This is a genomic window from Streptomyces sp. NPDC055243, from assembly GCF_044544025.1.
Lineage (GTDB): Bacteria > Actinomycetota > Actinomycetes > Streptomycetales > Streptomycetaceae > Streptomyces.
This window is the reverse complement of record NZ_JBITWR010000014.1, coordinates 191,062-204,948: the sequence shown is the minus strand read 5'-3', so window position 1 is coordinate 204,948 and position 13,887 is coordinate 191,062. Positions and strand designations below refer to the sequence as shown.

Here is a 13,887-nt window from a genome sequence, read left to right as displayed (position 1 = left end):
AAGGAAGGCGCCCTTCGACTCCCACTCCATGAGCACGGGCAAGCAGCTCAGAGGGGCCGAGTATCAACACGGCACACTCGCCGGAACCGACGCTCGCGCACACTTGCTCGCCACCTGGGGCAGAGCCTGTGCCTACTGCGGAGCAACCGGCGTGCCCCTGAACATCGACCACGTCCACCCCATCAGCCGCGGCGGCTCCAGCAGGATCTCCCACCTGGTGCCGGCATGCGCCCCCTGCAACCAGGCCAAGGGCAGCACACCCGTCGACGTCTTCCTTGCCCACAGGCCGGACCGTCTGGCGGAGATCCTCGCGCAGGCCCGGACGCCTCTGCATGACGCCGCCGTCATGAATTCGACCCGTCGACAGCTCATCGCGGCACTGGGCGTCATCGGCCCGCCCGTGCATGCCTGGCCGGGCGGCCGCACGCATCGGAACCGCACGGCGACGGGGCTCGGCAAGACCCACACCATCGATGCCCTCGCCGTCGGTGACCTGGATCGCGAGCACGGCGGCAGGATCGTCCGGGTGCCTGCTCGCGTCCTGGTCGTGAAGGCCACCGGGCGAGGCTCCTACGCCCGGACCACTCCCGACCGATTCGGCTTTCCCAGGCTTCGACGGCCGCGGGCCAAGCGGCATTTCGGATACGTCACCGGGGATCTCGTACGGGCTTCCGTGCCCACGGGAAAATGGGCGGGCACCTGGCACGGACGCATCTCCGTACGGGCCAGGGGGCAGCACAGTCTCACCACGCCGATGGGGCGGATCAACGTCTCTCACCGGAATCTGCGGCTGATTCAGCGTGGCGACGGATACGCCTACGAGACACGGCCGGAGCCCGTATCGCCGGCTTCTCGAAAAACCGGTTGAGCCGAACCGATCCGGTTCCTAGGCTGTGAGGCATCACGGAGAGGAGGTGGTTCGGCAGATGTATGGAAACCGGACGCGTGAGGTGACTGCGGGCTAGTGGCCCGTCGTCGCAACTCGATTTCGGCGCCGGACCAGCACGTGTGATGTGCGTGCGACCGGCCCAATCCCAAGCAGTCACCCGACCCGCGAGCCGCCGGTGAGTCCGGCCGGCTTCCCGCCGTCTCGTACGGCGGGAACCACGGCTCGCGGGTCGTCTGCGTTCCCCCGGGACCAGACCCGCCGGGGCCATATCCGTATCCGTCAGCCCTTGCTGACCGCCGTCAGGATCTCCGGCAGTCGCCTCGCCACCCTCGGCGCCGCGAGCCGCAGGCCGCCGTAGGTGATCACCGCTCCGTACGCCCCGCCCAGCGGCAGCAGCACCCAGGACCATGAGCTCGACCCCGAGACGTGCAGCCAGATGGTGAAGGCGAGCACCGGGGCGCAGAGCAGGGCCGCGGCGACCATTCCGCCGAAGATCGAGATCCAGGCCAGGCCCGCCTGCCCGGGGGCCACGTTCTTGTAGCCCTCCTGCGGGATCGAGTAGGGGAAGCGCGCCGACGACCAGGCGCCCGTCGCCAGCATCGCGCCGAGCAGGGCGAAGGAGAGGCCGAGCCCCTCCGGCAGGCCGGTCCAGTCGCCGAGCACCGCGGCCGTGACGACCGTCACCAGCGTCGCGTACGGGAGGGTGATCACCAGGAGTGCCAGGGCGCGGGCGCGGAGTTCGATGTAGGCGTCGTACGTCGAGGAGATGGTCATCGCGACCATCCAGAACGCCGACGTGTCCTGGCCGAACTGGTTGTACATCAGGACGCCGAGCATCCCCGCCGCGAAGCACGCGAAGTAGATCGACCCGGTGCCCTGCAGGGCGTTGAAGAGCGGCACGATGAGGCCGATGGCCAGGGACGTGACCCAGGCGGCCTTCGTCTTCGGGTCGCGCCACACGTAGCGCAGGCTGCGCTCCATGACCGTGCCGGTGCGTCCGCCGGGCAGCAGCGCGCCCAGGCCGCGGGTGGAGCGGGCCCTGGTGGGTTCCGCCGCCGCGAGCGTCGAGCCGTCGGGGGTCGTCATCAGGTGGGTGAGGCTGCGCTGCCAGAGGGCGAGCAGGGCGAAGAGGGCGGCGGCGCTCAGGGCGAGTCGGGCGATCCCGGTGGCGTACGAGCCCTCGCTCACCGCGTCGACGGCGGCGATGGCGGAGGCGGGCGGGAGCCAGCCGACGACGTCCGCCGCCGGGTCGAGCCGGGAGAGGCCCGACGAACCGAGCCGCTGCGCCCCGAAGTTGACGACCTGCGCGCCGACCGCGATGACCAGGCCGCTCAGAACGGCCAGATCGCGCCCCTTGCGGCTGGTCAGCAGCCGGATGTTGGCGGCGGCGACGGTGCGCGCCAGGGCCACGCAGACGAGCAGGGTCAGGGCGATGGCCAGGACTCCGGTGACGGCCGCCGCCGCGCCGTGGGCGAGGGAGATGACCGAGCCGAGGGCGAGGCAGAGGGTGAAGAGCGGTCCGATGCCGACCAGGGACGCCACGAGCAGGGCGCGCACCAGGGGGCGCGGTCGCAGCGGCAGCATCACCAGGCGGGTGGGGTCGAGGGTCTCGTCGCCGCTGGGGAAGAACAGCGGCATCACCGCCCAGCCGAGCGCGAGCACCGCGGTGAGCAGGACGGAGACGGTGGCGGCGTGTTCGTTGCCGCGCAGCGCGATCAGGCCGAGGAGCTGGAGGGCGGCGACGAGGAGCGCGGCGACGACGGAGGCGATGTAGGCGGCGCGGCGGCCGGTCGACTGGTGCAGGCCGTTGCGCAGGAGGGAGAGCTTCAGGCGTACGAAGACGGGGGTGATGGAGGGGGCGGGTGCGGGCGCGGCCGTGGGTGCCGTGCTCATCGGGTGCCGCCGCCCAGCCAGTCGAGGTGCGATCCGGTGTCGCGGCCGCCCGCGCCGACCAGTTCGAGGAACGCCTGCTGGAGCGAGGGCGCGTCGCCGCGCACTTCGGCGAGGGTGCCCTGGGCGCGGATGCGTCCCGCGGCCATCACGGCGACCCAGTCGCAGAGCGATTCGACGAGTTCCATGACGTGGGAGGAGAAGACGACGGTCGCGCCGGAGGCGGTGTAGCGCTCCAGGACGCCGCGGATGGTCTGCGCGGAGACCGGGTCGACGCCTTCGAAGGGCTCGTCGAGGAAGAGGACTTCGGGGTTGTGGAGCAGGGCCGCGGCGAGGCCGATCTTCTTGCGCATGCCGGTCGAGTAGTCGACGACCAGTTTGTGCTGGGAGCCCGCGAGGTCGAGTACGTCCATGAGCTGGGTGGCCCTCTTGTCGACCTCGTCGCCGGGCAGGCCGCGCAGCCGCCCGGTGTAGGCGAGGAGTTCGCGCCCGGAGAGGCGCTCGAAGAGGCGCAGTCCTTCGGGCAGGACGCCGATGCGGGCCTTGACCTGGACGGGGTCGGACCAGACGTCGTGGCCGACGACCTCGACCGTGCCCCGGTCGGGGCGGAGGAGGCCGGTGACCATGGAGAGGGTGGTGGTCTTCCCGGCGCCGTTCGGGCCGACGAGGCCGATGAACTTGCCCGCGGGGAGGGTGAGATCGATCCCGGCGACGGCGATCTGCTGGCCGAAGGCCTTCCACAGCCCCTGCACCCGTACCGCGGCGGGTGCTTCCGCCGGTGCTGCCTCGGTCACGGTGCCCGCCTTTCGTCGCCGTTTCCGCACGATACGTCGGCGAGGGGGACAGAAGTCGGACGGGCTGGATTTCCAGCCCGTCCGGTGTCTGCGCCCCCGTGATGTCTACCTCCGCGCCTCGCGACCGCAGGCGTACGCCAGCGGCGAGATGATCTCCTCGGCGTCCGGGAGCCACCGGTTGGCCGCGGTGGGGCGGCACGCCCACTGCACCGCGCCGGACGCGCCGAAGCGGGTCGGCGGGGCCGCCACGTACGCCCCCTCGCCCAGGGTCAGGAGGTCGATCGCGGCCGGCGGCCAGCCCAGCTTGCGGACGAGGTCGGGGACCTTCGCGGTGGCGCCGGGCAGGACGAAGAACTGCATGCGGCGGTCGGGCGTACAGGTGACGGGACCGAGCGTCAGCTCCATCCGTTCCATGCGGGCGAGGGCGAGGAACCCGGCCGTCTCGGGCACGTCGATGGCGTCGAACGTGCGGCCCGTGGGCAGCAGGATCGACGACTTCGGCTGCTTGTTCCACAGCCGCCGTGCGACGGTCGCGCTCCCCGTCGCCTGTGTCGCCCAGTCCTCGCGCGCCGGGTGCGAACCGGGCGTCGTGCACGCGGTGTCACCGCACGAGCAGATTTCGGCCCCCTCGACGGACTCGAGCCACGTCCCCGGGAACACGTCCCAGTGGCGCTCTTCCGCGTATCGCACGGCCGTGTCCAGCAAGGATTCTCCGCGCTGCTTCGGGATGTGCGCGGCTGACGTGACTCCCATGGTCTCTTCCACGGACTTCTCAACTCCGCCCGACACCTACGGTTACGGCTGTCGCGTGCGCGGGGGCGGAGCATCGATCCTGCATGTGGGGCGCATGGGTGCACGGGCGGGGGCGCGCATGGGGAATGGGTTCCATGTGCGGGTAGCCAAGTGTGAGGCACTCCGAAGAAGCCCAGTTACTGACTTATCGTCCGTTTGTGGTGCATCTTCCGTTTGTTCCAAGGGCATTGATCATCTGGGGTGGCTGATTCCGGCCCCTCCGTCCAGATGAACCACGGTGCACATCAGGGGGTACGCCATGGCCGCAAGGCCGCTCGTCGCGCGGCAGCCCAATGAAAGGCTGCAGGCACTCATTCAGGAAGCGGGCTGCTCGAACGCGGGCCTGGCCCGCCGGGTCAACATGTGCGGCGCGGAGCACGGTCTCGATCTGCGCTACGACAAGACATCGGTCGCCCGGTGGCTGCGCGGTCAGCAGCCGCGCGGCAGGGCGCCCGGCATCATCGCCGAGGCCCTCGGCCGCAAGCTGGGCCGGACCGTCACGATCGACGAGATCGGCATGGCGAACGGCAAGAACCTCGCCTCCGGTGTCGGACTTCAGTTCTCGCCCACCGTGCTGGGCGCCATCGAGCAGGTCTGCGAGCTGTGGCGCAGCGACGTGGGGCGGCGGGACTTCCTCTCCGGCTCGTCCGTCGCCTCGTCGGCGCTCGTCGAGCCGAGCCGCGACTGGCTGATCTCGTCCCCGGACGCGCAGGTCGGCCGGATGGCCGGGCCGCGGGTGGGGCTCTCCGACGTGGCGGCGGTGCGGGCCATGACGGAGGCGCTGACGCAGCTGGACCACCAGTACGGCAGCGGGCACGTGCGGCCGGTCGTCGTGCACTACCTGAACAGCGTCGTGTCGGGGCTGCTCGCCGGGTCGTACCGCGAGGCGGTGGGGCGCGAACTGTTCGCCGCCGTCGCGCGGTTGACGGAGCTCGCCGGGTACATGGCGGTGGACACGGGCCAGCCGGGCCTGGCCCAGCGCTACTACATCCAGGCGCTGCGGCTCGCGCAGGCGGCGGGCGACCGGGGGTACGGCGGCTATGTCCTGGCCGCGTCCATGAGCCACCTCGCGGCCCAGCTGGGAAATCCGCGGGAGATCGCGCAGTTGGCGCGGGCGGCCCAGGAGGGGACGCGCGGGCGGGTCACCCCGCGCGCGGAGGCCATGTTCTACGCCGCCGAGGCGAGGGGGCACGCGCTGCTCGGGGACGGCCGTTCGACGCAGGTCGTGGCGGGCCGTGCGGTCGAGGCGATGGACCGGGCGTCCGGGGAAGCGGGTTCCGGCGACGATCCGGTGTGGATCCGGCACTTCGACCATGCGTATCTGGCCGATGAACTGGCTCATTGTCACCGTGACTTGGGGCAGGCCGACGCGGCGGCGCGCAGCGCGCAGGAGTCCCTCGCGGGGCACCCGGAGACGCGGGCGCGGCGCCGGGCGATCGGCCTGGTCCTGCTCGCCACGGCGCAGGTGCAGCGGCGGGACGTCGAGCAGGCGTGCCACACGGGTCTGAAGGCGGTCGAACTGCTCGGAACGCTGCGCTCGAACCGCGGAGCCGAGTATCTGGAGGACTTCCAGCAGCGCCTCGAGCCGTACCGCGAGGAGCCGGTGGTAAGGGAGTTCGGGGCGCGGATGGACGTCCAGGCGGCGTGAAGGGGCGCGGGATCGGGTGCGTGAAGGGTTTGTGATGTGTGTCGCGCACCGGTGAACGTGGCCCGTCCCGGCCCTGTCCGCACCGTGAACGGCCAACTCCCGTACGCGTCCGGTCCTTCCCGGTGACATAAACAGCGTTTCGCGGAGAGCTTTTGTTACTTCCGCGATTGAAGCGGTGTCGGAGGTTTGAGCTGCGTGGCAGACGACTGTGGCGACCCGGTAGCGTGAGCCGACGGTTCCGTAGGTCCCCCATTCGTAGGAGTCCCGGTGACGCAGCAGAGCGGGCAGGGCCCCGCTTCCTCCGATCCGCATCCCGCGGACCGGCACGCGCACGAAGGCATCGTGCTGCCTGCCGACGGAAGCGAGCCCTTGATGCCCGGCACCACCGGCGACCAGGTGGCCCCCGCGGGCGGCAGCCCCTGGGGCCAGCCGTGGGGCCCGGCCCCGACGGAGCCGCCGCCCGGCTCCGGCCAGCCGTGGGACCCCGCGGCGGGACAGCAGCAGGCGCACGGCGCTGGCACCCCGCTGCCCGCCGAGGGCGCACCGCAGCAGGGCTATGCGCAGGACCCCTCGTACGGTGCTTCGTACGGCGCCTCCTATGGGGCACAGCCTTCGGACGCCTCGTACGGCGGGCAGCCATCGGGCGCCCCGTACGGCCAGCAGGCTCCCGGCGCCGCGTACGGCGGCCAGGCGGCGCAGGACCCCTTCTACGGCACGCAGGGCGCGGGTGCGCCGTACGCGGGACAGCCCCAGGGCGGGCCGTACGCGGGCCACGCGCAGGGCGGCCAGCACGCGGGGCAGCCCGCCGCCGACGGGCCCTACGCGGGACCGGGCGGCGCCCATGCGGGCCCGCCCTCTGGTGGCGCGCACGCGAGACAGCAGGCGGGCGGCGCCCACGCGGGGCAGCCCGCCGACTCCGGGTATCCGGCTCAGCAGGGGCAGCCGCTCCCGCAGACCGGTCAGGCCGGTCAGGCCGGGGGTGCCGGGCAGCTTCCGCCCGCCGCCCAGGCCGGCCAGCTTCCCCCCGGCGGCTCCGGTGCCGCCGCGCCGCTGCCGCCCGTCGCGGGGGGTCTGGCGCCGCTGCCGCCCGCCGCCGCGGGTGACGCGGACGCGACGCAGTACATACCCGCGACGCCCGGCGCCGGAGCAGGCGTCGACGAAGGCGCCACGCAGTACATACCTCCCGTGGCCCCCGGCGCCCTGCCGCCCGAGGCGCCCGCGGGGGAGTCCACGCAGTTCCTGGGGCGCACGCCCATGCCGGGCGCGCCCATGCCCCCCGAGGCCGGTTCCGACAACGAGCCCACGCAGTTCATCGCCCCCGTGCCCGCCGAGCCCGGCAAGGCACCCTTCGGGATTCGGCCCGGCGCCCCCGGCGACCGGCAGCCGCCCGCCGAGTTCGACAGCCTCTTCCGTACCGAGCAGTCGGAGCCCGAAGGCCCCGCATCGACGCAGCAGATGCCCCGCTTCGAGCCGCCGCAGCCCGCGGGGCACGGCCAGGGCGACGGCGGGGGCCGGGCCGCGCGCCGCGCCGCGGCCGCCGCTCCGACGCGTGGCGGGGGCGGCCGCACCGGGTCGAAGGTGCCGCTCTTCGCGGCCGTCGGTGTCGCCATCGCGCTGATCGGCGTCGGCGCGGGTGCCCTGCTCGGCGGCGGCGGTGACGAGGAGAAGGACAGTCCCAAGACCGTCTCCGACTCCGCGCCGTCCGACGAGAAACCCTCGCCCTCCGTCGACCCCGCCAAGGAGCAGGCAGTCGCCCTGGACAAGCTCCTCGCGGACAGCAACAACAGCCGCGCCTCGGTGATCGTCGCCGTACGCAACGTAGGAAAGTGCGCCGACCTCGGTAAGTCGGCCACCGATCTGCGCAACGCGGCCAAGCAGCGCAACGGCCTGGTCACGCGCCTCTCGACCCTCTCCGTGGACAAGCTCCCGGCCAACGCCGAGCTGACCGCGTCGCTCACCAAGGCCTGGAAGGCGTCGGCATCGGCCGACAACCACTACGCCGCGTGGGCCGGCCAGGTAGCGGGCAAGAAGGGCTGCAAGAAGGGCCACGCCCGCACGACGTCGCACGCGGTCGCCGCGAACAAGGCGAGCGGCGAGGCGACCACGGCCAAGCAGGAAGCGGCCGGGCTGTGGAACACCATCGCCACCCGGTACGGGCTCACCACCCGCGACAAGTCGCAGCTGTAGGACGGGAGCGCGCCTGGAGCGGGGTCATCTCACCCGCTCCAGGGTCCTGGAGACGTTCACGAACCCCTTGCGCGCCGGTACCAGGCGGCCGTCCCGCACCTCCTGGAACGTGACGTCGGCGTTGACCAGGCGCGGGAAGTCGCTCGCCGCGAGCATGTCCTTGAAGCGCCAGCTCAGGGTGGGCGTGAGCCCGCCCGTCTCGACCTCGAGCCCGTCGTCGAGGGCCCGCCGCAGCGTCCGCGCGGAGACCTCGCCGCCGTCGAGCGACTCGACGGCCTGCTTCAGGACGGTGTAGGCGATCCACGTCGTCTGCACGCCCGCGTCCGTGGGGTCGACCCGGTTGTCGCCGAAGGCCTGCTGGCGGATGGCCTCGCGCATCTCGCGCCAGCGGGCGTCGCTGGCCGCCGGGTACCAGCCGGTGACGTAGGCGCCTTCGTACGGTCCGTTGCCGCCGCCCGTGCGGTCGATGAGGGACTGGTCGACGCTGCCGAGCACCGAGGAGATCTTCGCGGTCGGGTACGCGTCCTCGGTCCGCCGGTAGGAGTCGTAGAACGTGTCCGTGCGCTCGCCGAGCGCCGCCGTCACACAGCCGCCGGTGCCCGCGCGTTCCAGCGCCTGCTCGGCCTGCCTGGTGAAGTCGGTGCCGTCCTCGGGCGCCCGGATGTCGGAGGAGGGCTTGCTGTGGCCCTCGGCGAGGCCCGCGTCCAGGAGCTTGGGGAGGTCGTCGCCGGCGATGGTGTCGGGGCGTACGAGGGAGACGCGCTCGCAGCGGGCGGCGAGCTGGCGGCCGATGCCCGCCATCAGCGAGGGCTCGCCGCCGTTGACGGGGTACGACAGGGGGCTGCTGAACTCCTCGTCGGTGACGCCGTAGCCGCCTATGTAGGGGATGCCGGCGACCTGGAGCGGGGAGAGGAAGGACTGGCCGTGCTGGCTGTAGGAGCCGACGACGGCCGCGACCTCCAGGTCGACCGCCTTGCGGGCGCAGTCGGCGGCGCCCACCGGGTCGTTGTGGTCGTTGCAGGTGACGACCTTGAGCTTGCGGCCGTCGAGCCCGCCGTTCGCGTTGACCCAGCGCGCGTAGGCCTGCGCCATCGCGGGGATGCCGGGCTTGTTGGTCGCCTTGGTCTTCTCGGGGGCCCAGGTCATGACGGTCACGGGGTCCTCCCTGGATCCCCCCGTGGATCCAGGGACGACCCCGCACGCGGTGGCCAGGGACGCACACACCGCCACCAGGGCGGCCGCGCCGAGCGTTGCGGTCTTGGAGGGGCGGGGGAGGCGGGGAAGCAAGGTGCGTCGCGAGACGGGCATGGTCATGCACGATTCCGGCGCAGTGCCAACCAAGGAGTGACGCGTTCTCAACGCATGGTGACAAGAAGGTGAATGGCAGGGGCCGATTCAGCCGCCTGAAAGGGGAACGTACGATCGATGACCGTGCAAGGTTCGGAGAACTCTTCCCGTCGTGGCCGTCGCTCAAGCACCATGGGCGGCATGCCGACGAACGACATGCCGTGGTGGCGCTGGCGCAGCAATGTGCGCTCGGCGCTGCACATGCTCTCCGACCCGGGGTTCCAGCGTGAGTGCTGGCTCTCCGGGCGCGACGAGTACGGGGACGTGACCGACGCCGTCTACCGACTGGTCGAGGACACGTGGCTCGACAACTGGTCCGCCGAGAAGTACGTGGGGACGATCTTCCGCGATGCGGAGGAGGCGGCCCTGGTCGACGCTGCCGTGCTGCGGGTCCTGCGGATCATGCACGAGGTGGGGCCGGACGCTCTGGTGTCCGCCTATCTCGACCACCCCGGGTGGCCGGAGGCGGTCCTCGCGGCGCGGGAAGCGCATGTGCGGCTCTCCGTCAGCGACGGCGAGGAGCCCGACGTGCAGCCGCGGACGCTCGAGGTGCTGCGGATCATGACGCGGGCCTAGCGCCCCTCGCGCCGGCCGGTCCGCCCTGCGGAACGGCGGACCGCGGCGGGTGCCGGTTGTGGGAACCTTGTGTGCATGAACGAGCCGTCCGTCGCCGCGTCCGCCGACCCCGCTGAGCAGTACGTCCTCACCCTCTCGTGCCCGGACAAGCAGGGCATCGTGCACGCCGTGTCGAGTTACCTCTTCATGACCGGGTGCAACATCGAGGACAGCCAGCAGTTCGGCGACCACGACACCGGACTCTTCTTCATGCGCGTCCACTTCTCGGCGGAGCCGCCGGTGACGGTGGAGAAGCTGCGGGCGAGCTTCGCGGCGATCGGCGACTCCTTCCACATGGACTGGCAGCTGAACCGCGCCGACGACAAGATGCGGGTCGTCCTGCTCGTGTCGAAGTTCGGGCACTGCCTGAACGACCTGCTGTTCCGCTCGCGGATCGGCGCGCTGCCGGTCGAGATCGCGGCGGTCGTCTCCAACCACACGGACTTCGCCGAGCTGGTCGCCTCGTACGACGTGCCCTTCCACCACATCCCGGTGACCAAGGACAACAAGGCGCAGGCCGAGGCGCAGTTCCTGGAGCTCGTGCGCGCGGAGAACGTGGAGCTCGTCGTCCTCGCCCGCTACATGCAGGTGCTCTCGGACGACCTCTGCAAGCAGCTCAGCGGCCGGATCATCAACATCCACCACTCCTTCCTGCCGAGCTTCAAGGGCGCGAAGCCGTACCACCAGGCGCACGCGCGCGGTGTGAAGCTGATCGGCGCGACCGCGCACTATGTGACGGCGGACCTCGACGAGGGCCCGATCATCGAGCAGGAGGTCGAGCGAGTCGCCCACGACGTCACGCCGAACCAACTGGTCGCGATCGGCCGCGACGTGGAATGCCAGGCGCTCGCACGGGCCGTGAAGTGGCACGCGGAGCGCAGGATTCTGCTGAACGGGCGCCGGACGGTCGTCTTCGCCTGACCGAGGGCCCGGACCCGGATCGCTGACCGGGCCGGGGCTACATCCGGCTCAGTGACGCCGCCGCGAACAGCACGTCCCTGATCGCCTCGCGGTCTCCCTTCTGCCCCGCCGCCGCCTCCTCCGGCGAAACGTGGCCAGCGGCCAGGCGGCAGAACTCGACGCCGTCCAGCGCGACATGGGCCACCTCACGGTCCGCCGACGCGCTGGCGCCGGGGGAGTCGAGCGGGATGAACCATTCGCCGCCGCCCATGCCCTCGACCTCGAGGCGCAGGCTCCGGCCCGGAGCGCCCGCCGCCACCAAGCCGCGCGACGGCGCCGCGAGCCCCGAGCGGCGGCGCTCGGCGAGCGTGCCGGGCAGCAGCCGGGCGGCGAGGTCGATCATGCGGTGCAGATGGCGCGGGGACGGCGGCTCGTACGGATAGTCCACCGCCTCCGCGATGTCGCCCGCGTGGATCCAGCACTCGAAGGCGCGGTCGAGCATCGAGTCCCGCAGCGGCAGTTCGACGCGGCGGCCCTGCTCGTCCGGGGCGCCGTACGGGACGGTGAGGCCGCCGGAGCCGGAGCCGTGCGCGCCGCCCGCGGTGAAGGACACCGTGCGGATCAGCTCGTGGGTCTGCTCGCGCCAGGGGCCGCGCACCGCGCGCGTGGGCGGGAAGTACGAAGCGCGCCAGTACGCCTCGGTGCGGCGGCCCGGGTCGGACTGCGGCGGTGCCTCCCTGCCCAGCGGGTCGTCGAGGCCGAGGGCGATCGCGACCAGGCCGTCCACGGCGAGGAGATGGGCGATCACGCCGGCCACCGTCGTCTTGCGGCTGACGGGGCTGTCCTCGTCGAACCACCGCAGGCGCACCGGGGCGTGCCACTCCGATTCGCCGATGTCCCGCAGGAGCGCGTCGAGCCGTGCGGTCTCCGCGTCGTACGGAACGGCCCACTCGGGCACCGGGATACGCGGCGGGCGCCGCCCGAGGCAGTTCTCGATGACGCGGTTGCGCAGGCCCGGGTCGAGGTCGAGGCTCTCCTCCTGGTGCAGCAGGCCCACCGCGTCGCGCAGCCGCAGGGCCTCTTCCGCGCAGGGGCCGCAGTGGCCCAGGTGCTCCTCGACGGCGATGGCCTCCTCGACCGAGCAGGCGGCGAGCGCCCAGGCCCCGAGGAGGGACTTCAGGACGCGGTGGTCGAGGGCGAGGGGAGGGTCGGGCAAGGGGTTGCCGGTGTCCTCTATGGAGGTGCGGGGCAGCGGTATGCGAGGCGGCCGCCGGGCATGCTGCTGCTCGCCCCGGGCATCACGGTCGTCTCGACCGTCCCGGGCATCCCGCTCGCCCCGGCCCTGGGCGCCGTCGCCGGGCCCCGGACCGTCGCCGTTCTCCGGGCGGTCCGGTTCCTCGAACGGTTCGTGCCGGTCGGGCCCCGTCACAGCACTCTCCCGTAACCACGGGGCGGGCCCGACGAGGGGTGCGGCTCGACGGGGCCCGCCGCGTCGTTCGCGGTGGAGAGCAGCTGGAGGCCCAGGCGGAGGCGGCGGCGCGCCTCGTCCTCCGTCACGCCGAGGTCGGCGGCCGTCTGGCGGTAGTCACGCCGCTGGAAGTAGGCGAGTTCGAGGGCGGCGCGCAGGGGAGCGGGCATGGCCGTGACGATGTAGTCCGCGCGGGCGGCGGCCGACGCGCGGCGCACCTTGCGCTCCAGGTCCTCCGTGGTGCCCTCGCCGCCGCGGGCCAGGGCGGCGGACTCGGTCTGGCGAAGGCGCCGGACGGCCCGCTGGTGGGTGAGCGTGGCGACCCAGGAGCGCAGGGGGCCCTGCTTGGGGTCGTACGCGTCGGGGTTCTCCCAGATGTGGGCGAAGACCTCGCGGGTGATCCGGTCGGCGGCGTCCTCGTCGCCGAGCACGCGGTGGGCGAGGCCGTGCACGAGCGAGGCGAAGCGGTCGTACAGCTCCCCGAGCGCGGCCGCCTCCCCGTGCGCCAGTCGCTGCTGCATGCGGCGGTCCCAGCGGCGCGGCGCTTCCTTCGCCATGCGGCCCCCTCTGCGCGTGCCGTTCCTCTCCCGTCCCGATCGCCGGGCGAAGCCCGCCCCCGATCGGAACCCTCCATCGAATGTAGTCGCCACCACCGACAATGCATTGCCTTTGAGGCAAAGTGCGCCTCCGTCCGGCCTCGGGTGATAGGGAACTGCGTTCCTGGTGTTTCATGGACAGGAGGTGGGGCAGCCGCGATGTACGCAGGAAGCGTAAGGAAGGCTTCCGCATAGGCGGGGCGAGCTACGAGCGAGCGGTTTCAGCGAGCGAGAGGCGTGCGAGTGACGCTGCAGGTGGCCGTGGACGAGCAGGACGGCTGGGCCGTGCTGCGGGTGTCCGGCGAAATGGACCTCGTGACCTCGCCCGTCGTGCGCCAGCGCGTGCACGACGCGGTGGCCGACGGCCGCCACAGCCTCGTCCTCGACCTCTCCGACGTCCTCTTCTGCGACTCCAGCGGCGTCGGCGTGCTGATCGCCACACGCCGTCTGTTCCGTTCCTGTCAGGGCCGGTTGCGCCTGATACTGCCCGCCAAGGGCGCCGAGGACGGCTCCCACGTGAACCGCGTCCTCGCGGCCCTCGGCGTACGCAGGCTCTTCGAGGTCTTCCCGGACGTGGCGGCGGCGGTGGACGACGAAGCCGTGCCGCTCTCGGCGTGAGGCACGAGGCGTGACGCATGACGCCCGGCACTCTGGAGACCCGGAAGATCACCAAGGGCGGACTCCTGGTACAACCTCTCTTGTTCCGGTCTTGGCACAAGCGTCGGCTTCCCGCCTCCGGGCGGTCGCCGAACACGTACGCT

General features: G+C 72.2%; 12 protein-coding genes. 6 read left to right on the top strand and 6 right to left on the bottom strand.

The features are described 5' to 3' along the window. The first annotated feature begins 28 nt into the window (after nucleotides 1-28). On the top strand, nucleotides 29-868 hold the full coding sequence (locus ACIGXX_RS33490) for an HNH endonuclease (RefSeq protein WP_399981300.1): 840 nt from the start codon (nucleotides 29-31) through the stop codon (nucleotides 866-868). Nucleotides 869-1,168: 300 nt separating this feature from the next. On the opposite strand, the gene ACIGXX_RS33485 is transcribed toward ACIGXX_RS33490, so the two are convergent. The 3 genes from ACIGXX_RS33485 to ACIGXX_RS33475 all read right to left on the bottom strand — a co-directional run bounded on the left by ACIGXX_RS33485 (nucleotide 1,169) and on the right by ACIGXX_RS33475 (nucleotide 4,326). After that, the gene (locus tag ACIGXX_RS33485; RefSeq protein WP_366462300.1) at nucleotides 1,169-2,782 is read right to left on the bottom strand and encodes a transporter; all 1,614 of its coding nucleotides are present in this window, start codon (nucleotides 2,780-2,782) and stop codon (nucleotides 1,169-1,171) included. Then, nucleotides 2,779-3,573, bottom strand: a complete 795-nt coding sequence (locus ACIGXX_RS33480) for an ABC transporter ATP-binding protein (protein ID WP_351162669.1) — start codon at nucleotides 3,571-3,573, stop codon at nucleotides 2,779-2,781. The genes ACIGXX_RS33485 and ACIGXX_RS33480 overlap by 4 nt, the downstream gene beginning before the upstream one ends. A gap of 105 nt (nucleotides 3,574-3,678) precedes the next feature. Continuing rightward, the gene (locus ACIGXX_RS33475) at nucleotides 3,679-4,326 is read right to left on the bottom strand and encodes a bifunctional DNA primase/polymerase (protein WP_351162671.1); all 648 of its coding nucleotides are present in this window, start codon (nucleotides 4,324-4,326) and stop codon (nucleotides 3,679-3,681) included. Nucleotides 4,327-4,624: 298 nt separating this feature from the next. On the opposite strand from ACIGXX_RS33475, the gene ACIGXX_RS33470 reads away from it, so the two are divergent. Continuing rightward, nucleotides 4,625-6,013, top strand: coding sequence for a transcriptional regulator (locus tag ACIGXX_RS33470; RefSeq protein ID WP_351162673.1), 1,389 nt, complete (start codon nucleotides 4,625-4,627; stop codon nucleotides 6,011-6,013). A 267-nt stretch (nucleotides 6,014-6,280) separates the two neighbouring features. Then, entirely contained in the window at nucleotides 6,281-8,200 is a 1,920-nt protein-coding gene (locus ACIGXX_RS33465; RefSeq protein ID WP_399981294.1) for a hypothetical protein, read from the top strand. Between the two features lie 24 nt (nucleotides 8,201-8,224). Here the strand turns inward: ACIGXX_RS33465 and ACIGXX_RS33460 are convergent, their stop codons facing one another. Then, on the bottom strand, nucleotides 8,225-9,508 hold the full coding sequence (locus ACIGXX_RS33460) for an ABC transporter substrate-binding protein (RefSeq protein WP_383819140.1): 1,284 nt from the start codon (nucleotides 9,506-9,508) through the stop codon (nucleotides 8,225-8,227). 117 nt (nucleotides 9,509-9,625) lie between these two features. Between ACIGXX_RS33460 and ACIGXX_RS33455 the strand changes: the two genes are divergently transcribed. Both ACIGXX_RS33455 and purU read left to right on the top strand, forming a co-directional pair. Continuing rightward, nucleotides 9,626-10,123, top strand: a complete 498-nt coding sequence (locus ACIGXX_RS33455; protein WP_351162677.1) for a hypothetical protein — start codon at nucleotides 9,626-9,628, stop codon at nucleotides 10,121-10,123. Nucleotides 10,124-10,198: 75 nt separating this feature from the next. Next, entirely contained in the window at nucleotides 10,199-11,083 is an 885-nt protein-coding gene (gene purU, locus ACIGXX_RS33450; RefSeq protein ID WP_351162679.1) for a formyltetrahydrofolate deformylase, read from the top strand. Nucleotides 11,084-11,120: 37 nt separating this feature from the next. Here purU and ACIGXX_RS33445 read toward each other — a convergent pair whose 3' ends face one another. Further along, nucleotides 11,121-12,491 (bottom strand): MDMPI N domain containing protein, encoded by a 1,371-nt coding sequence (locus ACIGXX_RS33445; protein ID WP_361466134.1) that lies wholly within the window; start codon nucleotides 12,489-12,491, stop codon nucleotides 11,121-11,123. Continuing rightward, nucleotides 12,488-13,087 (bottom strand): sigma-70 family RNA polymerase sigma factor, encoded by a 600-nt coding sequence (locus ACIGXX_RS33440; protein ID WP_351162683.1) that lies wholly within the window; start codon nucleotides 13,085-13,087, stop codon nucleotides 12,488-12,490. Before ACIGXX_RS33440 ends, ACIGXX_RS33445 begins: the two co-directional genes overlap by 4 nt. Before the next feature lie 282 nt (nucleotides 13,088-13,369). Here ACIGXX_RS33440 and ACIGXX_RS33435 point away from each other — a divergent pair, with 282 nt between their 5' ends. Further along, entirely contained in the window at nucleotides 13,370-13,744 is a 375-nt protein-coding gene (locus tag ACIGXX_RS33435; RefSeq protein ID WP_249589292.1) for an STAS domain-containing protein, read from the top strand. Nucleotides 13,745-13,887 lie beyond the last annotated feature (143 nt).